The following is a 22358-nucleotide window of genomic DNA, read 5'->3' on the forward strand; positions in this document are numbered from 1 at the left end:
TCAGATGTGATAGACGTCGATGACCTGGCGGACGTAGTCGTTCTTCAGAACCACCTTCTTCGCCAGGATCAGCGGGTTCTCGCCGCGCAGGTCCAGGGTGTAGAAGCTGGTGCCGAAGTAACTGTCGGTGGTCTTGTAGCGGAAGCTCAGGGTGTGCCAGTTGAAGCGCACGCGCAGCAGGCCGTCTTCCTCGCCCAGCAGCTCGATGTTGCTGATGTTGTGCGAGGTGCGGGTGTCCGGCATGGTCGCGCTGGAGCGCTCGGTCTTGATGCGGAACACGCGGTCTTCCAGGCCGCCACGGCTGCCGTACCAGATCAGCGAGATTTCCCGCTGCGGGTCTTCGGTCAGCTCGTCGCGGTCGTCCCAGGCCGGCATCCAGAAGGTGGCGTCGTGGGCGTACAGCTCCAGCCAGGAGTCCCAGTCCTTGTCGTCGAGGTAGCGCGCTTCGCGGTAGAGGAAGTCGCGCACGGTTTCGTAGCGGCTCATCACACGGTCTCCTCTTGCAGCGGAATGCGCTTGGCTTGCTCGGCGCGCAGGGCGGCGATCATCGCGTCCTGCCAGTACTTGTGCTGCAGGACGAAGAGACCTTCATCCTCGGTGCGCACACCGGAAAGAGCCGGTTTGAGATCGATCTCCTGCGCGGCTTCGTCGGCGCCCTGGATCCAGTGCGCGGCCCCGCGCGACATGTCGTTCCAGGCGCCGGCGCTGCCCTGGTAGGCCTGCTGGCAGGAGCGGAACTCCTCCAGGTCGTCCGGGGTGGCCATGCCGCTGACGTTGAAGAAGTCCTCGTACTGGCGGATGCGCTGGGCACGGGCCTCGGCGCTCTCGCCCTTGGGCGCGATGCAGTAGATGGTGATCTCGGTGCGGTTGACGTCGATCGGCCGGGCGATGCGGATCTGCGAGCTGAACTGGTCCATCAGGTACACGTTCGGGTACAGGCAGAGGTTGCGCGAGTTCTGGATCATCCAGTCGGCGCGGGCCTGGCCGAAGTCGGCGGCGAGCTGCTCGCGACGCTCGAAGGCCGGGCGGTCCTCGGGGTTGGCCCAGCGGGTCCAGAGCAGCATGTGGCCGTGCTCGAAGGAGTAGAAACCGCCGCCATGCTTGGCCCAGCCGCCGGCGCTCATGGTCTTCACTTCCTCGCCGGCCTCGCGCTGCTTGCGCTGGTTCTGGGTGGCGGCGTAGTTCCAGTGCACGGAGCTGACGTGGTAGCCGTCGGCGCCGTTCTCGGCGGTCAGCTTCCAGTTGCCCTCGTAAATGTAGGTGGAGGAGCCGCGCAGCACTTCCAGGCCCTCGGGGGACTGGTCGACGATCATGTCGATGATCTTCGCCGACTCGCCCAGGTGCTCGACCAGCGGCTTGACGTCTGCGTTCAGGCTGCCGAAGAGGAAGCCGCGGTAGGACTCGAAGCGCGCGACCTTGGTCAGGTCGTGGGAGCCGTCGCAGTTGAAGCCTTCGGGGTAGCCGGCTTCGGCCGGGTCCTTGACCTTGAGCAGCTTGCCGGAGTTGTTGAAGGTCCAGCCGTGGAACGGGCAGGTGTAGCTGGAGCGGTTGCCCGACTTGTGCCGGCAGAGCATGGCGCCCTTGTGGCTGCAGGCGTTGAGGAAGGCATTGAGCACGCCGTCCTTGTTGCGCGCGATGAAGATCGACTGGCGGCCGATCATGGTCGTCAGGAAGTCGTTCTTCTCGGGAATCTGGCTTTCGTGGGCGAGGTAGACCCAGTTGCCTTCGAAGATGTGCTTCATCTCCAGTTCGAACAGGCGCGGGTCGGTGAACATTTCCCGCTTGCAGCGGTAGACGCCCTTGGCGGGGTCTTCTTCAAGCAGCGAATGCAGGTAGTCGATACCCAGGGTCATGGCCGGGGCCTCCGTTGTTTTTGTTCAGGCAGGCTCAGGTTATGGCTGGGTGCGCGGGCGCAATATCCGCTTTGTGCAGAGCGCTATCCGCTTTTTGCAGAAGTGCGAATCGAAGGCTGGACGGCCCGGCTGGCGGGCCGTCGGCAGGGATCAGCGGCGGAAGATCAGGCCGTAGCCGTTCGCGACCTGGATGGTCTTCTCGACATCCACGGGGCCGGGCGGGATCTCCCGGTCGAGCGCGCGGAACATCTCGATGGCGCGGCTGCCGGCGCCCGTCACTTCGAGCATCTCACCGCCGCCAGGCCCGAAGCTGAAGGCGTGCACGGTGCCGGCGGGAACGTGCACCAGGGTGCCCGCCTCGCAGACGGAAGTCTGCCCGTCGCAGGTAAACAGGAGCTGGCCGCGGGTGACGTAGAAGGACTCGTCCCAGTCATGGCAATGCGGCGGCGGTCCGGCCCCCTCTTCGCCCGTCTGCAAGGTGATGCGCTGGGATTGGGAATCGGTGTCGGAGACGAGCACGTTGATGCGGATGCCGACGACATTCAGCGGCGGACTGCGGTCGTTGGGCTTGAGGACGAACGAGGTGGAGCTCATGGGCGTGGCCTCCCGCGGTGCGGCTTTCCCACAAGTAGAGCCCAAGCGGGTACGCACGGCGGGGAATCCGAAGAACGGCAGAGGCGCCTTCGCGTGATGCAGGTAGGTTTTCCGTAGGAGCGGACCTTGTCCGCGATTTCGCGGGCGTGGCCCGCTCCTACAAAGGGTCGCGGAGTTCGCCCAAACGCCGGCGCAAGGCCTGACGCCGTTCCCCCTCCCTAACCCTCCCCCGCAAGCGGGAGAGGGGACTGTTCGGCGTGGGCGAGGACGATCGGCGCAATCCTGTAGGAGCGGATTCATCCGCGAAAATACCCGCACCGATTCCCACCTGTAGGAGCGCGCCATGCGCGCGATTCGCGGCCATGGGCCGCTCCTACAGGGACAGACCATGCATGGAATTTGCCCCTACCCCCTTCGCTTGAAGGTCTCCGACGGCAGCTCGCCGAACTGCTGGCGGTAGCTCTCGGAGAACCGCCCCAGGTGCAGGAAGCCGTAGTCCAGCGCCAGCTCGGTGACGTTGCGGACGTTGCAGGTGGGGTCGGCGAGGCTCGCGCGGATGCGCTCCAGCTTGCGCTGGCGGATGTACTGGCGCGGCGTGCTCTGGGCGTGGCGCTCGAACAGCGCGTAGAGCGAGCGCAGGCTCATCTTCGATTGCCGGGCCAGTTCCTCGATGTCGATGTCCAGCTTGAGGTTGCGCTCGATGTAGTCGTCGATGCGCTCGAAGGCGGCCAGCGGCGAGGCCAGGCATTCGCGGCTGACGTTGGTGCTGAGCAGGGTCAGCAGCTTGCTCGCGACTATCTGCTGGTAGTGCTCCTCGACGCGCGGCAGGCGCTCGCTGGCTTCGGCCTCCATGCAGACCATGCCCAGCAGGTTGACGAAGCCTTCCAGCTCGCCCAGGCGGTAGCGGTTTTCGGTGAAGCGCACGCCCTGGCGCGGGTGCAGCCAGCGCTGCTCGGCGCAGATGCCTTCGAGCACCGCGGTGGGAATCTTGAGGATGAACTTCTCGCAGTCGGCCGAGTAGGTCAGGTCGACCTCGTCGTCCGGGTTGATCAGCAGCAGCTCGCCCGGCTCCAGGTAGTGCTCCTGCCCTGCCCCGCGCCAGAGGCAGTGGCCGTTGAGCAGCACCTGCAGGTGGAAGATGCTCTCCAGCGCCGGCGAGGTGACGCGCACGGCACCGCCGTAGCTGATGCGGCAGAGGTCGAGGCTGGCGAACTTGCGGTGGTTGAGGCTGGCCTCGGGGTGGCCGTGGCTGGGCATGCGCAGGCAGTGGTTGCCGACGTGCAGGTTCACGTAGCCGGAAACCGCATGGGGATCGGCGCGCTCGAAAACGCGGCTGCGCTCGCTCAGCAGGATCTGCATACAGGCATTCACTCTTGTAGTTGTCGGCCACGCTCTGCGGCGTGGCTCATGCGTGCAGTCTATGCCGTAGCGTTTCAGGCAAGGCCCGGCAAAGACAGACGGTCGCGCGGGCCTCCCTACGTGGAGGGACTGCAGACCCGCGTACCGTTGGGCCAACCCTAGGGGGGGCTGGCCGGCAGCGCAATTCGACCTGTGGCGGAGTGTGCGCCTATCGCACGCTTTCCATACCGGCGCCTCAGGTGGCGTCGGCGTGGCTGACCAGGCCCTTGATCACCACCGCCGTGCTGGCGATGGCCGCCGGCAGCACCAGCGCGGTGAGCACCTGCTCGAAGCTCCAGCCCAGGCCCAGCAGGGTCGCACCGATCCAGGCGCCGAGGATGGCGCCGAAGCGGCCGATGCCGAGCATCCAGGACACCCCGGTCGCGCGGCCCTGGGTCGGATAGAAGCGCGCCGCCAGCGAAGGCATCGCCGACTGCGCGCCGTTCACGCACATGCCGGCTGCCAGCACCAGCGTTGCCAGCAGGCCGAGGGTGCCCAGGCTCTGGCCCACGCAATAGGCGAAGACGCCTGCCAGGGCGTAGAAGATGCCGATCACCTTGTGCGGGTTGAAACGATCCATGGCCCAGCCGACGGCCACCGAGCTGAGCACCCCGCCAAGCTGGAAGAGCGCGCCGATGAAGGCGGCCTGCTCCAGGCTCGCGCCGCCTTCACGCATCAGCGTCGGCAGCCAACTGGTCAGCAGGTAGACGATCACCAGGCCCATGAAATAGGTCAGCCAAAGCAGCACGGTGCCGGCGCTGTAGTTGGCCGAGAACACCACGCGCAGGACGTTGCCGGACTGCACCGTCTTCTGCTCCGGTACGCTGAAACCGCCGGCCAGCGCGACTTCCGCCGGGGCGATGGGCGCCAGCGCCTTGCGCACGCTTTCGTCACCGCGATTGCGCACGACGAGGAAGCGCGCCGACTCCGGCAGCCAGACCAGCAGCACCAGCGCCAGCACCAGCGGCAGCACGCCGCCCAGAAGCAACAGGCTGTGCCAGCCGAACGCCGGGATCAGCTTGGCGGAGATGAAGCCGCCGCCAGCCATGCCCAGGTTGAAGCCGCAGAACATGCTGGTCACCAGCAGCGACTTGAGGCGTTCGGGGGTGTACTCGGCGAGCAGCGTGGTGGCGTTGGGCATGGCCGCGCCCAGGCCGATGCCGGTGAGCAGGCGCAGGGCCATGAGTTGGTCGAGGTTGCCGCTGAAGGCGGACAGCACGCTGAACACGCCGAACAAGGTGACCGCGCACACCAGCACGACCTTGCGGCCGAAGCGGTCGGCCAGCGGCCCGGAGCCGAGGGCGCCGAAGACCATGCCGATCAGCGCGGCGCTCATCACCGGGCCGAGGCTGGCGCGGTCGATGCCCCAGTCCTGGGTCAGCGCCGGGGCGATGAAGCCCATGGCCGCGGTATCCAGGCCGTCGAGGAAAACGATGAGGAAGCACAGCAGGACGATGCGCAACTGGTAGCGCGAAAGCGGCTGGGCATTGATGAAGGACTGGACGTCCAGGGTGCCGGTGGACGGCAGGGGGGTAGAGCTGGTCATGGGCAATTCCTGTAGGCGGACAGGAATGAGGCACGAACCGGCGCTTGGGCCGGGCGTTGTCACTCATTGTTGTTATGGACCACCTGGTTAGGGCGGCCGGCCCACAGTACGAATTGTCCTACAGGGCTTCAATTCGATAATCGACTATGCGGGCGATTACCGAACCAAAACCGCCGTCCGGCTCAACGCTCCGGGCGCACCAGGCCGAGCTTCTCGATCTTGTAGCGCAGCATGTCGCGGGTCAGGCCGAGCAGGCGCGCGGACTTGGTGACGTTCCAGTCGGTGCGGTCGAGCATCTTCACCACCGCCTCGCGTTCGATTTCCGGCAGGCTCATGCTGTGCGCGTCGCCCAGCATGGACGTGGCGGCTGGTGCCGGAGAGCCGGCGTGCAAGCCCGGCTCGCCCAGCCCCATGCAGATGTTCAGCTGGTGCGGCGCGATCAGCGGCTGCTGCGCGAGCAGCACGGTCTGTTCGAGCATGTTGCGCAGTTCGCGGACGTTGCCCGGCCAGCTGTAGCTTTTCAGCAGCGCCTCGGCATCGACGTTGAACCTCAGGTCCGGCTTGCCGTAGCGCTTGCCATGCTGCGCGAGGAAATGCCGCGCCAGCAGCAGCACGTCGTCGCCACGCTGGTACAGGCGCGGCATCTGGATGGCGATGATGCGCAGGCGGAAGAACAGGTCGCGGCGGAACTTGCCCTGCTGGACCATCTGTTCGAGGTTGCAGTTGGTCGCGCTGATGATGCGCAGGTCGACCTTGCGCTCCTTCACCGAACCCACGCGGCGAATGCTGCGGTCCTCCAGCAGCTTGAGCAGCTTGGCCTGCAGCACCAGGTCCATCTCGCCGACCTCGTCGAGGAACAGGGTGCCGCCATCGGCCGCCTCGACCAGGCCGACCCGACGCTCCTTGGCATCGGTGAAGGCGCCCTTTTCATGACCGAACAGCTCGGCCTCCAGCAGGTGCGCGGGAATCGAGGCGCAGTTGAATTCGACGAAAGGCCCCTTGGCGCGCGGACCGTCGAAATGCAGGGCGCGGGCGACCAGTTCCTTGCCGGTGCCGGTCTCGCCTTCGATCAGCACCGGCGGCAGGTCGCTGCTGGTCATGCGCCGCTCGGCGTCGAGAATCTGCCGGATCACGCCTTTCACCGCCTGCATCGCCGGCGATTCGCCGATCAGGTTCTGCAGGCCGGCGTCATGCGCGGCGCGCTCCTGGAAGAACGACAGCTTGCGTTCCAGGCGCTCGGCGTCCAGCGCCTTGTCCAGCAGCAACTTGAGCTCGGGCAACGCCACCGGCTTGGTCAGGTAGTGGAAGGCGCCCTCCTTCATCGCGGTAACCGCGTCTTCGACATTGCCGTAGCCGGTCATCATGATCAGCTTGATGTCCGGGGTCTCCACGCTCAGGCGCTTGAGCAGCTCATGGCCGCTCATGCCCGGCAGCGAGTTGTCGGTCAGCAGCACGTCAGGCTGGTAGCTGCGCAGGGTCTGCAGGGCCTCTTCGGCCGAATGGCAGACCTGCACCTCGAAATCCTTGCGCTCCAGGTACGTCTGGATATTGCTGGCCAGCAGCTCGTCGTCCTCAACCAGCAGAACACTATGCTCCATAGCTGCCGCCCTCCGCGACGCTCGCCACTTTGAACACCAGGTTCACGCTGGTGCCTTCCTGCTCCCGGCTGCTGAGGCCGACCTCGCCGCCGAAGCGCTCCATGATCCGCTTGACCATCACCAGCCCCACGCCCAGGCCGCCCTGCTTGGTGGTGAAGAACGGCTTGAACGCGTTCGCCTCCTGCTGCGGGCTCATGCCCCGGCCGCTGTCGGTGATGGTCAGGCGCACCCGCGCAGCTTTCTCGTCGGGTTGCACCGCCAGCGCCAGGCGTCCGCCGCCGGGCATGGCCTCCACTGCGTTGGCCAGCAGGCTGTTGAGCACCTGCGACAGCAGCACCGGCTGGCACACCACGTTCGGTGCGTTGACCGGGTCGAACTCCAGGCTGACGTTGTTGGCGCGCATCTGCTGTTCGTAACCGGCCACGGCTTCTTGCAAGGCCGCCAGCAGGTCTACCGCTTCGGCATCGCCGCTCAAGGGTCGGGAAGAGACAAGCAACTCGCGTACCCACTTCGACATGCGGTCGACCTGACCGATGATGTCGCGCAGGTTCTTGCGTGCCGGTTCGCCCGCCACTTCCTCGGCCAGCTCGGCGCTCGAACGGATGGTCGCCAGCGGATTGCGCAGGCTGTGGGCGATGGCCGAGGACATCTCGCCGAGGAGCACGAAGGTCTCGTTGGTGACCAGTTGGCGCTGCTGCTCGGCGAGCAGCGCCGAGGCGCGGCGGATGATCCAGAACAGGCCCAGGTAGATCAGCCCGCCGCCCAGCGCCGTGGCCAGCCAGATCAGCTGGTAGCCACGCTCGATGCGGGCGATCAGGTCCTTGGGTTCCTTGTAGACCTCCACCACCGCCAGCACGTCGTCGCGGTCGGCGTCGAACAGCGGGATGTAGTTCTCGATGAACAGGTACTCCGGCGGGTGATTGAAGCGTTGCTCCACCTTGCCAGGCTTGACCTTGTGGTAGCTGGAGGCGACCAGCTCGCGGCTGCTGAAGGCTTCCTCCAGCTCGTCGTTGTTCTTCATCACCTTGCCGATCAGGTCGGCGTTGGTCGACCAGATCACCCGGCGGTCCTCGCCATAAACGTTGATCAGCAAGGCATCGGGCAAGTGCGCGATGTGATCGAGGAATTCACCGCGGGCACGTTCGCGCTGGTACTCGGTGACTTCGGGCATGCCGCTGAGCGGTTTGCGGATGTCCAGCAGGTCACCCATGGTGTGCACCGCCGGAATTTCCACGTGGCGCAGCTCGGCAGTGCCGATGGCGGTGACGAACTGCGCGGTGAGCAAGGCGTCGCGGGTGATGCTCTCGTTGACCACGTAGCGCGTGGAGATGGTCCCCAAGCCCAGCGCCACCAGCGAAATGACCAGCAAACTGACCAGCGAGAACCAGCGCTGCAGATTGAAGCGCCTGCGCCCTTTCCGGCCCCCATTCTCCTGCCCCGACAGCAGGAGCCCTTTGAACGGCACGCCCTTGAACATCGGATTACTTCCTTTTTTTGAAAAGGTTATAGCGCAGCCCGACAGCGCCGCCTAAATCACCAAAACGCATTAACCGTGCCCAACTCCCCGCTTCCTCGACGGGCTGCCAAGGGCCCCCTCGCAGGCACGCGGGCGTAAGCGTTCAGGCTTGCCTCGACAGGCGAGCGCGGCTGCCGACGAACGGCAGCCCACGCGCCTCCTCGATTCCCCGTTTTGCTCGCTTTTCCCCGTCCCACCCCTGGGGGTTTCACCCAACTTCGGGGACGAAGCCCCAGCCTCCCCACCCTCTTCCCCGAACCGCCCCGGTTCCCTGGCAACGCCTGTGGCACTAGGCGCTCAGCCCGTCCGCAAAAGCCTGGTACGGAAGTTGCCGAGGGCCTCATGAGCCGATCCGTTGCTGGGGCCGGCGCTGAGCTTGGTCCACTGCTGGAGGGAATTCACATGCATCGCATACCGTCCGCACTGCTGCTTTTCGCCATGACCACGGGAGGCACGCAGGCCGCGCTGTTCGACGTCGACCCCGGCCCCTACCTCGCACCGAACGGAAAATTCGCCGCCTGGTACCAGGACACCCACGGCCGCACGCTCGACCTCTGCCTGTCACGGGCGGTCAGCTCCCGCGTGCCCGGTGCGCCCGGCACCCCCTCGTACATGTGCGTGCTGCTGCCCAACCCCGGGGTGTACGACGACACCCAGCCGCTGAACTTCCCCACCAACTTCCCCGACGAGGCCTTCTGGTTCAGCGCCGACGCCACCCTGGTGGACGCCACCCGCGGCATCGACCTGACCTACGTGTCCGCCGTCGAGGCCGCCTTCGGCTCCGGGTTGCCGGCGGAAGGCGACCAACTGAGCTTCGCGCGCATCCGCATTCGCGTCGACGTGCCCACGGCCGGGATCTACACCATCACCCACCCCTACGGCGTGGATGTCTTCAACGTACCCGCCGGTGGGCGCCGGGCGATCAACATGACCCGCGACATCGGCATAGGCGCGCCCATGACCTACACCGGCGCGCTGAAAGGCGACATCGGGCCGTTCCTGCGCAGCCGCAACGGCCCCTACGTGGAAACCAACCCCGATACCGGCGCCCAGGAAACCTTCATCGGCGACCCCAACCTCACCGAAGCGGTCACCGGCAGTCCGTTCAACACCAACTACGTGCGCATCGAGGGGCCCAACGGCCTGGACCTGCGCACCGAGCTGTTCGCCGTATCGGGCAAGCTCTCCACCGTCGTCCGGCCGACCCCGCAGATCGTCCAGCGCGCCACCTACTCGCGGGAATCGGTCAGCGGCGTGCCGCATGCCCAGCAGGACGTCTTCACCCTCGCCCCGCCGCCGCCCGGGACCGCCAGCTTCCTGGACAGTGCCGGGGCGAGCGTCGCCATGACCGAGGCCAACGCCACCGGCAACTGGTACGGCCAGTCCGGCGGCAACCCGATCCTGCCGGCGCAGGTGCAGATCACGGCCAACAACAGCGTGGCCATCCCGGCAAGCACCCCGACCACCCACGCCCAGCCGCTGGTGGACCTGGTCAGCATCCAGCGGGCCACGTACAGCATCGCCTCCGGCCAACTGACCATCGAAGCCAGCACCAGCGACAAGATCTCGCCGCCGGCATTGACCGCGGTGGCCGGGGAAAGCGGCGCCAGCATCGGCAGCCTGACCGGCGACGGCCCGGCGAAGAGCCTGAGCACCGGCATCTCGCCGATCCCGCCGGCGACCGTGCGGGTGATCTCCGCCAATGGCGGCAGCGATAGCGAAGAAGTGGAACTGGTCCCCTGACCGCCCCTACCGACCTCAGCCAGGAGGCAACATGAACAAGTGGCCACGCATTCTCAGCGCCCTGGGTCTGACCCTGGGCCTAGCCAGCGCCGCCGACGCCGCCCTCACGGCAGTCGACCCGGGGCCTTACACCCTCGCGACCGGGCGCTTCCCCATGTGGTACCAGGACGCCAACGACCGCAAGCTCGAGCTGTGCCAGTCGCGCGCACTCAGCTCGCGGGTCGCCTCCGCACCCGGTGCCCCTTCCTACATGTGCACGCTGCTGCCTGAGCCGGGCATCTTCGACGACGCCCAGCCGATGGTCTTCCCCGACAACTGGCCGCCGGAGATGTTCTGGATGCTCGCCGAGGCGACCATTCCGGCGGTGGGCAACAGCGGTTATGAAATGGATGCCTACGTTGCCGGCATCGAGGCCGCCTTCGCCGGCGGCAACCCGGTCGACGGCGACCAGCAGAGCTTCGCGCGGATCCGCATCCGCGTCTCGGTGCCGCAGGCCGGCACCTATACCATCACCCACCCGTACGGCGTCGAGACGGTCCAGGTCACTACGCCCGGGCGGCGCGCCATCAATATCACCCGCGACATCGGCATAGGCGCACCCGGCAACTTCTCCGGCGCCCTCGCCGGCCAGGTCGGCCCGTTCCTGCAAAGCGCCAACGGCCCGTACGTGGAGATCAACCCGGACACCGGCGCCAGCGAAACCTTCATCGGCGACCCGAACCTCACGGAGCCGGTGATCGGCAGCCCGAACCTGACCAACTTCGTGCGCATCGAAGGCCCGGCCGGGACCATCCAGACCAACCTGTTCACCCTCTCCGGCAAGCTCTACGACGAGCGCCAGCAGACTGCCGTGGAGATCCAGCGCAGCAGCTATGCCCGCACCTCGGCAGGCATCCGCTACGAGCTCTTCGCCAGCGCGCCGAACACCGCTGCCCTGTGCATGCGCGATACCCTCGCCCTGGTCCCCGGCACACCGCCCTCGCCTTGCCAGGTGAACCTGATCGGCGACAACAACGGCCGCTTCTTCGCCAAGCACGACAGCACCGGAGCGCTGCCGCCGTTCCTGGTGGTCACCGCCAGCGATCCGAGCGGGACGACCAAACCGACCTCGATCTCGCGCAAGCTCGTCGACCTGGTGAAGATCAGCAGCGCCAGCTACTCCTGGGACACCCACAAGCTCACCGTGACCGCCAGTTCCAGTGACCAGGTGGCGATTCCCGACCTGGTCGCCGAAGGCTTCGGCCGGCTGTCGAAGAGCGGCACTCAGCAGACCCTGACGGTCAGCGACCTGGCACAGCCGCCGGCGAGCGTCACCGTCAAGTCGTCCGCCGGCGGCAGCGACCAGGAGCCTGTCAACGTCACAGGGCAAGGTCCCGGCCAGCCGGACAACCAGGCGCCGAAAGCCGTCGCCGACAGCGCCAGCACCGCCTTCAACACCCCGGTGCAGATCAACCTGCTGGGCAACGACAGCGACCCGGACAACAACACCCCGTTGACCGTCGTCGACCTGGTGCAACCGGCCACCGGTACCGGCAGCGTCACCCTCGGCGCCAACGGCGTGGCTACCTTCACGCCGCCGACGGGCGTGCTCACCGCGTTCACTTCGGTGTTCAGCTATCGCGTCCAGGATGCCCTCGGCATGCGTTCGGAGCCGGCCACGGTGACCGTCAGCGTCGCCGCCGACCAGGTGCCGCTTGCCGGCAACGACAGCGGCACGGTGAACGTCGGCCAGACCCTCACCCTCAACGTGCTGGCCAACGACAGCGATCCGGACGGCCACAACCCGCTGACGGTCGCCAACCTGACGCAACCGGCAACCGGCGGCGGCAGCGTGACCACCAACGGCACCAGCATCACCTACACGCCGCCGCTCAACCTGCTCACGCCGCTCAACGTCAGCTTCACCTACCAGGCCCGCGATGCCTTCGGCGCGCTGTCCGCACCGGCCACGGTGAGCATCCAGGTGACCCCGCTGACGGTGCCGGAGAACCTGGTGATCAGCGCCGCCACCGTCACGGTGCGCGCCGGCAACCGCCTCACCTGGGACATCAGCGGCACCACCTCGGCGCTCGTCGGCAACAGCATGCGCGTGACCGTGACCACGCCCACCGGACCGGTACTGCTGGGCACCGCCACCGTGCCGATCACCGGGCGCTGGCGGCTCAACCTGACGACCACCACGGTCACCATCGGCGCCAGCCCGACCGTGGAAGTCCGCTCGGCGTTGGGCAACGTCCGCACCGCGACGGTCACCGTGCAGTGAAAGCGAGGTCCCGTCCCCTCGGGGGCGGGACCTTCCCGACAGGAGAACGCCATGCATCCGCTCGGCTTCCTGGTCCTGGCCACCGCTCTGCTTGCAGGCACGGCCATGGCCGACGACCTGCAGGACAACGCCGACCTGGCCGGCACCGGCGACCTGGGCGACCCGCTGCCCCTGGTGGCACCGCCCGGGCAACTGGCGGCGACCAGCCAGAGTGGCAGCGCCAACGCTGCGCGCGTGCAGCAGGACGGCCAGTCGCTGCTCGGGCGCATCGTCCAGGCCGGCAGCGCGCAGGAAGCCTGGATTCTCCAGCAAGGCAACAACCTGATGGCCTCCATCGACCAGCAGGGATATGGCAACAGCGCCGGCATCGTCCAGCGCGGCAGCGACAACCGGGCGCAGATCAGCCAGTACGGCAATGCCAACAGTGCACTGATCGAGCAGACCGGCAGCGGACTGGACAGCAGCATCGCCCAGTCCGGAAACGGCCAGAGCGTAACGGTCCGGCAATACCACTAGCACACCAGAACCTCGAACGAAGGGAGCCATCATCATGTTCAGACTCACCCCCATCAGCGCAGCCTTGCTGCTGCTCGCCGCGGGCCAGGCGATGGCCGACGACAGCAGCGCCAACCAGGTCCAGAACGGCGAGCAGAACATCGCCAACGTCAGCCAGAAACAGGCCAGCCAGAGCACCGCCAGCCAGACCCAGAACGGCACCGGCAACGACGCCATGGCGGTGCAGCAGGAGTCCACCGGCAGCATCGTGCAGAGCCTCTCGGGCGACCACAACGCCGCCTACGGCGAGCAGAACTACGGCGAGATGAACAGCAGCATCAACCAGCACGGCAACGGCGACTGGAACGACAACTTCGCCAGCCAGTACTACGGCAGCGACAACCAGGCGTTGCAGATCCAGGACGGTAGCGGCAGCTTCTCGATGGTCTACCAGGAAGGCCAGACCGGCAGCCAGGGCACCACCCAGCAAGCGGGCAGCACCCACGAGGCCAACATCGAGCAGATCGGCTTCGGCGAAGGCAACCGCGCCCTGATCATCCAGAGCGGCGACGCCAACCGCGGTTCGATCAAGCAATCCGACCAGGTCAACGGGCAGCAGGAGGTCTACCAGCAAGGCACGGGCAACATCGCCAACGGCTGGCAGAACCTCGGCCTCGGCGGCAGCGTGCTGTTCAACCAGGGCGGCGACAACAACTACGCCGAGGTCTGGCAGGACAGCCAGGACAGCAGCCAGGCCAGCATCGCCCAGTTCGGCTCGACCAACGAAGCGGTGATCGACCAGAGCTTCGGCATGGCCATGGACCCGTACGGCATCGGCAACGTCGCCAGCATCAACCAGTCCGGCGACCGCAACGCCGCCTGGGCCGACCAGTACCAATCCAAGGGCTCCAACACCGCGCTGTACCAGAACGGCACGGACAACCTGCAGCTGACCTACCAGACCGGCAGCGGCCACAGCCTGGTGGTCACCTCCAACGGCACCGGCAACAAGGTCTACATGAGCGACTGGCAAGGCGCCCGCCGTGGCGGCCAGTCCGGCCAGGGCAACAACGCCGCCATCGCGCAGAACGGCGGCGGAAACGTGGCCCAGGTGAAGCAGCAGGACACCGGCAACAAGACCCAGCTGACCCAGAACGGCACCAACAACGACCTCAACGTCAGCCAGGCGGAAAGCTACAACGAGCTGTACTTCGAGCAGAACGGCAGCGACAACATCCTCGTCGCCGACCAGCGCGGCACCGGAAACTACGCCACCGGCACCAGCAACGGCGACTTCAACAAGGTCGAACTCGACCAGTCCGGCGCCGGCAACCAGGCCTACGTCAACCAGCTCTACGGCGACCACAACCTGGCCAGCGTGACCCAGACCGACGGCGTCAACCTCGCCTACATCACCCAGGGCGGCACGGCCAACCAGGCCACCGTCAGCCAGGCTGGCGTGAACATGAACGCCAACGTGCAGCAGTTCGGCACCGGCAACCAGTCGACCATTACCCAGCAATAAGCACGCGAAGCCCTTTGACCGCCTCGCCAACCCCAGGGCCAGGCGGTCTTTTTTTGCCCGCACCCACCGCACGGTGTTTCGCCCGGTAGGAGCGGATCTCATCCGCGAAAATCCTGGTACGGAATACGCCTGTAGGAGCGGGCCATGCCCGCGATCTTTCGCGGACAAGGTCCGCTCTTGCACACCACCCTCATCCGCGTCTTCTCCGCGAACGCGGGGATTCAGAAAACGGTGTAGCGCGCCGCTCTTGTGTGTTCGGAGAGATTTTGTTTCGCCTCTCGGCGAGTCCCTTTTGTCAAACGCCACAAAAGGAACCAAAAAGGCTTGCCCCACCATACGGGCCCGATAGAGCCGGGCTACCCTCACGAACTCCCCCGCACCGGAGGCCCGAACTAGGCGTCCCCCCCACGAAAGTACGTCCCTGTACAAATCGGGGCTTGTGCGACATCCATGTCGCCCGACCTCCTCTACGGGGGTTTCGCTCGGCCTTCTGAAAGGGGCGTTCGGCGCGTGCGGATATTCCTCTGGAAGTCCCAAGAGCGAAGCGCGTATGCGCTTTTCGTAGGGCGAATAACCCCGAGGGGTTATCCGCCATCGTGCCGGGCTGCCAATCCGTTCTCTGGGTGACTCGCTCCGCTCGCCGTTTGGGCCGCGCTAAAGCGCGTTCGCGGGGATGACGGGGATGACGGGGATGACGGGGAATCGTAGGAGCGGATTTATCCGCGAACGCGGGCATTGGGCCTGAGTCAGCCCCCTCCCTAACCCTCCCCCGCAAGCGGGAGAGGGGACCGTTGGGCAGAACGAGTGGTTCTGCGGTCAGCCGGTTACCTGGGTTCGCGAGCAAGCTCGCTCCTACGAAACGCATTGGTACCGCTCTGGCTCTGGCTCCGGCTCCGGCTCTGGCTATTGGGACTTCCAGTGAAACCTCCGCGCCCCCCGAACCGCCCCTTACAGGAGGCCGAGCGAAACCCGGGCTGAGGAGGTCATGCGACATGGATGTCGCTAGAGCCCCGATCTGTACAGGGACGTACTGTCGGGGCGTGCCTCCGGTGCGCGGGAGTTCGCGAGGGTAGCCCGGCTTCATCGGGCCCGTATGTCGGGGCAAGCCTTTTTGGTTCCTTTTGTGGCGTTTGACAAAAGGGACTCGCCGAGAGGCGAAACAAGAACCATCCGAACACACCGAAGCGGCGCGCTACACCCTTCAATTGGATCCCCGCGTTCGCGGGGAAGACGTGAAAGGGAGGCGCCGCTCAAGACTCTAGGAGCGACGGGGTGCCTAGCCCTTGTCCGCGAAAGATCGCGGGCATGGCCCGCTCCTACAGGGGCACTCCGGTGCAACGCTTGAATCCGACGGCGAATCACTGCGTGCCGCCCTCCCCTTGCAGGCTGCTCTGGTACTGCCCCACGTACTTGGGCAGCGAGCTGCCGTCCTTCTGCGACTCGTCCGCCACCTGCCACAGGTGGCGTTCGATGCCCTGGGCTACCAGGTGCGCCACCGCCGCCTCGATGGCCGAGAGCACGCACAGCTGCGCCGGCTCGTTGGTGGTGTAGCCCACCTCGGCTTCGAGCAGTTTGCGGAACTCGATGAACTTGAACACGCTCGCGCTCTGGGCAAAGGAGTAGATGGTCTTGCTGGTCATCACGTTGGCCAGCACCTGGCCGCTGCGCACGTCCACCGCGCGCAGGTTCACCGAGACCTGGTCGATGCGGTACTCGATCGAGGTGCCGATGCCCAGGTAGCGGGCGCCGTCGCCGCCGGTGCGGATGTTGGTGTCGTAGGCAATGATGCCGCCCTCGAGCATCACGTTGGCCGCCTGCAGCGGCGGCAGCTCGGCCTGGATGTTCGCCGGCGTGTTGGGTTTCTTCTGCGAGGCGCGGATGATCTTGCGCTCGGTCAGCAGGTTCTGCAGACCCTCGCGTTCGAGGACCATGAACCAACCGCTGGCCGCGAGCGAATCCATCAGCATGCTCGCCGCGCCCTGGGTCACGCTGGTGGAGAAGGAACTGGCCGGGGTCGGCTTGTACTGCCCGGTCTGGTCGCGGAAGTTGTACACCGCGGCGACCAGCCGGCCCTTGGGCCGAGGCAGCTCGAGCAGGTCCTTGTAGGTGGAGGCCCGCGGGGTCAGCGTCGGGGTCTCCACGTCCTGTGTGGCCGGCATGGGCTCGCGCAATCCGCAGCCCGCCAGAGCGACCGCCAGCATCATTATCTTCAGTGCTGCGTTCATGGCCCGTCTCCCTGAATACTCGAATGCCTGGATGGCCCTACTGCTGCGGGCCCAGTCCGTTGACCTGGATTTCCGAGACCTCGCCGCTGACCTTGTCGGTGATCTGGATGCTCAGCGCCCCGGAGTCGTCGATGATGTCGATGAGGAAGGAATCGGTGCTCAGGCTGCCGGTGTTGCCGTTCTCGATGTTGGTCAGCAGCTGCGACAGCAGGCGTGACTCCAGCTGGCTGCTGAAGCGCTGCAGCGCCGTGGTGCCGGTGAAGGCCGAGCTTCTGCGGGCGTCGGGATCCTCATGGTCGTTCTGCGCCTGGGCGTTGTTCAGCAGCCAGGTGCCGTTGAGCGGGTTGCCGCCGAACGACGGGTTCACCGGCGTGTACACCAGTTCCGTGGCCTCGGCGCTGCCGAGCAGGAAAAGCAGGCTGGCGAGCGATAGCGTGCTGCGCTTCATAGTTCGTCCCTCTCGATGTCGCTGGTGTCCTGGAGCAACATTTCCAGGCGTTGACGGACCACCGCCTCGGCCACCTGGTTGGCGGCGGCGTAGGCAACGGGCTTGAGTTCGGCGGTGTTCGGCGGCAGGAACTCGCGGTACACCACGCGCTGCTGGTTCTCCACCCAGACCAGGCTGCCCCAGCGCGCCGACGGGCGTTCGCGCACCACCAGGTTGAAGTCCAGGGGCGTGCTGTCGCGCAGGCGTTCGCTGAAGTAGCGATAGAAGTCGTGGCCGATATGGGAAATGGTTTCGTCGACGATGAAGCCCTTCATCTCGTCCTCGGCGTCGGCATGGGCCTGGCCGAGCGCGAGCGCGCTCAGCAGCACGGCGAGCAGCAGGCGGCTCATTGTTCTTCCCCCCTGCCCGTGGCGATGCCGGCGTCGTTGCCCTCGAAGGCCTTCTCGGCGACGAAGCGCCAGTCGGCGTAGCTGCCCATGCCCTCGAATTCGCGCCATTGCTCGGGGAAGTTGGCGCGCAGCAGCGGCTGGCCGCCGGCCTGGCTGTAGACCCCGGCGATGCGGCCGTCGATGGTGCGCACCAGGCCCCAGTCGGTGCCGCCGGTCAGCGGGTCGGCATAGAGGCGGCGCAGGTAGCGGCGCGGCGTCGGGAAGCGCGGGTCTTCGAGCAGGTCCTCCAGGCGCGCCGGGTACTGCGCCAGGCCCGGCGAGCTGCGGTAGTAGCCGCGCAGCGCCTGGGCGTACTGGCCACCGACCCAGAGCAGCTGGCGCTCGCGTTCGCGCTGGCCGCTGGTGGCCCAGAGCTGCCCGGTGGTAGCCAGCAGCGCGCCCATCAGCGTGACCACGAAGAGCACGCCGAGGAAGCTGAAGCCGCGCTCACCACTGCCCATACTGGCTGCCATCGCGCGCCCTCCCGCTTGCCCCGCTCTTCACGTCGGCCACGCTGCCGGCCACGCCGTCCGGCGGCGGCAGGGTCACCCAGAGGTCGTTGCGCTCGGTGATCGGGTCCACCGGCAGGCTGCGCAGGTAGCGCTGGCTGACCAGCTCGTCGAGGCTCTCCGGGTAGTGCCCGGTGTCGCCGTAGAAGTGGTCCAGCGCCTCGCGCATCACCGCCAGGCTCTGCCGCAGGGTGGTCTCCTTCGACTGCTCCAGGCTGTTGAAATAGCGCGGCACGGCGATGGTCATCAGGGTGGCGATGATGGCCATGACCACCAGCAGCTCGATGAGGGTGAATCCGCGCGCGCGAGTCATCTTCACCACTCCTTGTAGGCGATGCCGTTGAGGCCCTTGCCGCGGGCCAGGGAGTACACGTCGAAGACGTCCTCGCCCTCGCGCGGGTCGTCCGCGGGGCTTGCGTAGGAGCGCAGGCCCCACTGCTCGCTGAGGTCGCGGCGCGGGTCGGCCAGCGGGTCGAGCGGAATGCGCCGCAGGAAGTACAGCTTGGCGCCCTTCACGCTGCGCACGTCGCGCACGCCGTCGACCAGCACCTTGAGGTCCGGCGGATAGCCGCTGGCGGTCGCCGATTTCTCGATGCGCCCGGCGTCGGCGGCGCGCTTGTAGGCGTCGATGGCATCGCGGATCTGGTAGAGCGCGGTGCGCAGCTCCTGCTCCTTGCCGCGGCGCACCAGGGTCTCGCCCAGGGGCGCGGCCATGCTCGCCAGCAGGCCGATGATGGCCAGGGTGATGACCACCTCGATCAGGGTGAAGCCCTGCCCGCGCCGCGCGTTCACCGGCCCACCTCGACATGCACCTCAGGCGCGGCGGCCAGCGGCGGGCGCTCGGCCGGCAGCGCCATGGCCGAATCGTCGCGGGTGTCCAGCGGGCGCATCTGCATGCTGCTCTCGGTGCCGGTGGAGAACTCCATGTCGTCCGGGCTCTGGTACGGCAGGTTGCGCACGATGCGCGGGGTGATCGAGAGCACCAGCTCGGACTTGCCGTAGGTGTCCTTGTTGCTGCCGAACAGCCGGCCGACGCCGGGAAGGTCGCCCAGGCCCGGGATCTTGTTGCCGGTGGCCGCGTGGTCGTTGCGCATCAGCCCGGCGAGGATCTGCGTTTCGCCGTCGTGCAGGCGCAGGGTGGTGATGGCGTTGCGGGTGTCGACCTGGACCGGAATGGTGCCCTGCTGGGTCGGCGGCAGCGACGTGGCGTTGCTCACCTCGAGGGCGATCTTGATCGCCACTTCGTTGTTCAGGTGGACGATGGGCGTCACCTCCAGCTTCAGGCCCACGTCCAGGTAGGTGATGCTCTCGGTGATCACCGGGCCCTGGGTCGAGGGCATCGAGGTCGCGCTGATCACCGGCACCCGCTGGCCGATGTGGATGCGCGCCTGCTCGCGGTTGCTGACGCGGATCACCGGGCTCGCCAGGGTGTTCACGTCGTTGTCCTGGGCGTTGATCTTCAGCTGCGGCGACGGCGAGATGGTGATGCGGCTGGCGTCGATGCCCTTGAGCTGGTCGAGGATGGTCACCGCGCTGCCGTCGTCGTTGACCACGCCGAAGGTGTTCGGCCACTGCAGGCCGAGGTCGAGGATGCGCTGGCGGGCCACTTCCAGCACCTCCACCTCCAGTACCACCTCGGGGTTGGACTGGTCCTGCGCCTGCAGCAGCTTCTCGGCCATGCGGATGGCGTCGGGGCTGTCGCGCATGCTCAGGGTGTTGAGGCGTTCGTCGACGAACACATCGCGGGTCTTGAGCATGGTCTTGAGCAGGTTCATCGCGGTGTTGGCGTCGATGTTGGTCAGGTAGAAGGTGCGCATCACCAGGTCCTGGTAATCCTTCAGCTTCTGCGGCGAGTCCGGATAGATGAGCACGGTGTTGTCGTTCACCATCTTCTGGTGCAGCTGGTTCTGCTGCAGCAGCAGGCCGACGGCGTCCTCGACGCGCACCTGGCGCACGAAGATGGTCGCCTTGAGGTCTGGGCGCACATCCTTGTCGAAGATGAAGTTCAGCCCCGCCGCGCGCGACAGCACCTCGAAGATCATCTTCAGGCTGGCGTCGCGGAACTCCAGGGTCACCGGGCGATCCAGGCGCGAGCGCAGCTGCGGGTAGAGGCTGGCGTTGCGGCCGCGGATGGCTTCTATGTTGCGCTGCAATTCGGCGGCGTCGAGGTTGCCCGGATCGAGGGCGAGCATCGCCCGCACCCGGCGCTCGGCGCCGGCCAGGTCGCCACGGCGCAGGTCGGTCTGGCCCTGGACCAGCATGGCGCCGATGTTGCGCAGCTGCTCCAGCTCACGCAGCCCTTCCTGGGCGCGGCTGTTGGTCGGCTCGATGCGCAGCGCGCGCTGGTAGCCGTTGTGCGCCGAGGTGAAGTCGCGCTGGGCGCGGTCGAGGTCAGCCTGGGCCAGGAGCATCTTCACCGAGCGCGCACGGGCCGTGTTCAGGGTGATCTTGCGCTCGGGGTCCTGCGGGTCGTCCTCGACCGCCTGCTGCAGGCGCGCCAGGCCCGCTTCGTACTTGCCATCCTCGATCAGCAGCAGGCCCTGGTCGCGCGCCAGGTTGGCGGCGCAGGCACACAGCAGCAGACAGCCCAGCAGGGCCAGCCAACGAGTCCTCATGGTGTTTCCTCCATGACCAGCGACTGCGCCGTCTTCAGCGGCAGGTAGACCAGGGTCAGGCGGTCGTCGCCGATGCCCTCGACCCGGTAGGTGTCATCGATCACATCGCCCTTGCGGACGATCAGCACGCGCTCGCCCTCGCGCAGGAACACCTGGCGATCGCGGTCAGCGTCCATCCGCCCGAGGAACTGGAACGGCAGCGCCGGTGCGCTCGGCGGTGGGGGCGCGACCGCAGCTGCAGCAGCGGCCAGGGCTGCGGCGCTGGGTGGCGGCGGCGCCTTGCGCCAGCTCTGCACCGGGAACAGGTCCGGGCCGGGCTGCCAGTTCACAGCGACAGCGGGCGCGGCGGAAGCAGCGCTCGCCTTGGCAGCGGCCGGCGTGGTTTTCGGGGTCGCCTGTTGCGCGGGCTCGGGGCGCACCGCCAGCGTCGGCTCGGCGTCGCCGAAGAACTCCGGCCCCAGCGCCAGGGCACCGGCACCGCCGAGGAAAAGCATCCAGAACAGCAGGCGCCGGTTCATCACGACCTCGACAGGTAAAGGGTCATACGGATGCGTCCGCTCAGCTGCGCATCGGCGATGCGCTTGCGTTGCAGGTCGAGGTCTTCCAGCACCAGCGCCGGCAGCTCGCGGCCGACGGCGTGGAGGAAGCGCCGCAGCTGGGCGTAGCTGCCGCTGACCGGCAGGACGATCTGGTAGCGCGCCAGGCGGGTCTGCGGGTCTATGCCCAGGGCGTACTCGCCGCGCGCCAGGGTGATGTGCTCACGCCCGGCGAGGACGTAGATGCGGTCCAGTGCCTGGGTGGCCTGCAGCTGCGCCGGGAGGCGCTGATGGAAGTCGTCGAGCTGGCGTCCGGGCAGCGCCTGGGCCGGCGCCGGGGCGATACCGCGCTCCACGTCGCGCAGCAGGCGTTCGGCCTGCTGGCTGCGGCTGGCCAGTTCCGCGTCGGTGCGCCAGGCCGGCCACAACCCGGCGAGGGCATAGAGCAGGCTGGCGAGGATCAGCCCGGCGCCGGCCAGCGCAGGCCAGCCGAATGCGCGCAGGCGCTCCTGGAGCAGCAGGCTATGGACGCGCATCGCCCACCTCCCAGGTCGCCAGCAGGTTGAACAGGATCGGCCGCTCGGCCTGCTTGACCTTGACCTCGTGGTTGAGCAGCGACACGTCGCTCAGCTCGGCACTGGCCTCCAGGCGCTGGTGGAAGGCCAGCATGGCTTCCAGGTCGCGCGCCTCGGCGGTGATGCGCACCTGCCCCTTGCGGGCGTCCGGCGCCAGGGCCAGCAGGGCGATGTCCTCGCGCGGCAGTGTCTCGAGCATGCCGAACAGCTGCTCCCAGGGCCGCCGCAACTGCGCCGAAACGCGCTTCATCTCGGCCAGCGCGGCCTGCTGCGCACGACTGTCGGCGGCCGACAGGGGCGCGGACATGGCATCGCCGCCGTTGAGCCGCCGCTCGCTGTGCTGCAGGCGCTGTTCGTGGCCTTGCGAGCGATGCTGCAACCAGAACCCGGCGGCACCCACGGTGAGCACCACGAATACGCCCAGCGCGAGGGTCGCCCAGGCGGCCAAGGCGGGCCGGCGCGGTTGGAAATCCAGGGCCAGGGCGCGCATC

21 protein-coding genes are annotated in these 22358 nt (G+C 67.1%); 4 read left to right on the top strand and 17 right to left on the bottom strand.

Annotated features, from left to right (window positions below):
* From benB to ACA097_RS02445, 7 genes are all read right to left on the bottom strand, one after another.
* The gene (gene benB / locus ACA097_RS02415; RefSeq protein WP_043251430.1) at nucleotides 1-486 is read right to left on the bottom strand and encodes a benzoate 1,2-dioxygenase small subunit; all 486 of its coding nucleotides are present in this window, start codon (nucleotides 484-486) and stop codon (nucleotides 1-3) included.
* Nucleotides 486-1853, bottom strand: coding sequence for a benzoate 1,2-dioxygenase large subunit (gene benA, locus ACA097_RS02420; protein ID WP_043251427.1), 1368 nt, complete (start codon nucleotides 1851-1853; stop codon nucleotides 486-488). Before benA ends, benB begins: the two co-directional genes overlap by 1 nt.
* Nucleotides 1854-2003: 150 nt before the next feature.
* Nucleotides 2004-2447, bottom strand: coding sequence for a cupin domain-containing protein (locus tag ACA097_RS02425; protein ID WP_371368276.1), 444 nt, complete (start codon nucleotides 2445-2447; stop codon nucleotides 2004-2006).
* 405 nt (nucleotides 2448-2852) lie between these two features.
* On the bottom strand, nucleotides 2853-3806 hold the full coding sequence (locus ACA097_RS02430) for an AraC family transcriptional regulator (protein ID WP_160286635.1): 954 nt from the start codon (nucleotides 3804-3806) through the stop codon (nucleotides 2853-2855).
* Between the two features lie 235 nt (nucleotides 3807-4041).
* Complete coding sequence (locus tag ACA097_RS02435; protein WP_160286634.1) at nucleotides 4042-5391, bottom strand: MFS transporter; 1350 nt, start codon at nucleotides 5389-5391, stop codon at nucleotides 4042-4044.
* 182 nt (nucleotides 5392-5573) lie between these two features.
* Complete coding sequence (locus ACA097_RS02440) at nucleotides 5574-6989, bottom strand: sigma-54 dependent transcriptional regulator (RefSeq protein ID WP_043251417.1); 1416 nt, start codon at nucleotides 6987-6989, stop codon at nucleotides 5574-5576.
* Nucleotides 6979-8466, bottom strand: coding sequence for a sensor histidine kinase (locus ACA097_RS02445; protein WP_371368279.1), 1488 nt, complete (start codon nucleotides 8464-8466; stop codon nucleotides 6979-6981). The genes ACA097_RS02440 and ACA097_RS02445 overlap by 11 nt, the downstream gene beginning before the upstream one ends.
* 441 nt (nucleotides 8467-8907) lie before the next feature.
* Between ACA097_RS02445 and ACA097_RS02450 the strand changes: the two genes are divergently transcribed.
* Genes ACA097_RS02450 through ACA097_RS02465 form a run of 4 tightly spaced genes read left to right on the top strand, consistent with a single transcriptional unit; the run spans nucleotide 8908 to nucleotide 14531 of the window.
* Entirely contained in the window at nucleotides 8908-10248 is a 1341-nt protein-coding gene (locus tag ACA097_RS02450; protein ID WP_371368281.1) for a hypothetical protein, read from the top strand.
* Between the two features lie 31 nt (nucleotides 10249-10279).
* Nucleotides 10280-12511 (top strand): Ig-like domain-containing protein, encoded by a 2232-nt coding sequence (locus tag ACA097_RS02455; protein WP_371368283.1) that lies wholly within the window; start codon nucleotides 10280-10282, stop codon nucleotides 12509-12511.
* Nucleotides 12512-12562: 51 nt separating this feature from the next.
* Nucleotides 12563-13027, top strand: a complete 465-nt coding sequence (locus ACA097_RS02460) for a curlin (protein ID WP_371368285.1) — start codon at nucleotides 12563-12565, stop codon at nucleotides 13025-13027.
* 34 nt (nucleotides 13028-13061) lie between these two features.
* A complete protein-coding gene (locus ACA097_RS02465) occupies nucleotides 13062-14531 on the top strand; it encodes a curlin (RefSeq protein ID WP_371368287.1) in 1470 nt (489 codons plus the stop codon).
* Nucleotides 14532-15889: 1358 nt separating this feature from the next.
* On the opposite strand, the gene ACA097_RS02470 is transcribed toward ACA097_RS02465, so the two are convergent.
* From ACA097_RS02470 to ACA097_RS02515, 10 genes are read right to left on the bottom strand one after another with little or no spacing between them, the layout of a single operon-like run.
* Entirely contained in the window at nucleotides 15890-16756 is an 867-nt protein-coding gene (locus ACA097_RS02470) for a CsgG/HfaB family protein (RefSeq protein ID WP_371368289.1), read from the bottom strand.
* Nucleotides 16757-16793: 37 nt separating this feature from the next.
* The gene (locus ACA097_RS02475) at nucleotides 16794-17204 is read right to left on the bottom strand and encodes a curli assembly protein CsgF (protein WP_043251406.1); all 411 of its coding nucleotides are present in this window, start codon (nucleotides 17202-17204) and stop codon (nucleotides 16794-16796) included.
* Entirely contained in the window at nucleotides 17201-17593 is a 393-nt protein-coding gene (csgE, locus tag ACA097_RS02480; RefSeq protein WP_371368292.1) for a curli production assembly/transport protein CsgE, read from the bottom strand. The genes ACA097_RS02475 and csgE overlap by 4 nt, the downstream gene beginning before the upstream one ends.
* Complete coding sequence (locus ACA097_RS02485) at nucleotides 17590-18105, bottom strand: type II secretion system protein (protein WP_371368294.1); 516 nt, start codon at nucleotides 18103-18105, stop codon at nucleotides 17590-17592. Before ACA097_RS02485 ends, csgE begins: the two co-directional genes overlap by 4 nt.
* Entirely contained in the window at nucleotides 18080-18454 is a 375-nt protein-coding gene (locus ACA097_RS02490; RefSeq protein WP_160286628.1) for a type II secretion system protein, read from the bottom strand. Before ACA097_RS02490 ends, ACA097_RS02485 begins: the two co-directional genes overlap by 26 nt.
* Nucleotides 18455-18456: 2 nt before the next feature.
* On the bottom strand, nucleotides 18457-18933 hold the full coding sequence (locus ACA097_RS02495) for a type II secretion system protein (protein ID WP_371368297.1): 477 nt from the start codon (nucleotides 18931-18933) through the stop codon (nucleotides 18457-18459).
* A complete protein-coding gene (locus tag ACA097_RS02500; RefSeq protein WP_043251398.1) occupies nucleotides 18930-20756 on the bottom strand; it encodes a type II secretion system protein GspD in 1827 nt (608 codons plus the stop codon). Before ACA097_RS02500 ends, ACA097_RS02495 begins: the two co-directional genes overlap by 4 nt.
* Complete coding sequence (locus ACA097_RS02505) at nucleotides 20753-21274, bottom strand: secretion system X translation initiation factor (protein ID WP_371368299.1); 522 nt, start codon at nucleotides 21272-21274, stop codon at nucleotides 20753-20755. Before ACA097_RS02505 ends, ACA097_RS02500 begins: the two co-directional genes overlap by 4 nt.
* Complete coding sequence (locus ACA097_RS02510; protein ID WP_371368301.1) at nucleotides 21274-21828, bottom strand: GspMb/PilO family protein; 555 nt, start codon at nucleotides 21826-21828, stop codon at nucleotides 21274-21276. The genes ACA097_RS02505 and ACA097_RS02510 overlap by 1 nt, the downstream gene beginning before the upstream one ends.
* Complete coding sequence (locus ACA097_RS02515) at nucleotides 21815-22357, bottom strand: pilus assembly protein (protein WP_371368303.1); 543 nt, start codon at nucleotides 22355-22357, stop codon at nucleotides 21815-21817. The genes ACA097_RS02510 and ACA097_RS02515 overlap by 14 nt, the downstream gene beginning before the upstream one ends.
* Between the last annotated feature and the right edge of the window lies 1 nt (nucleotide 22358).

Origin of the sequence: Pseudomonas sp. QL9 (assembly GCF_041409665.1) — a bacterium.
Lineage (GTDB): Bacteria > Pseudomonadota > Gammaproteobacteria > Pseudomonadales > Pseudomonadaceae > Pseudomonas > Pseudomonas knackmussii.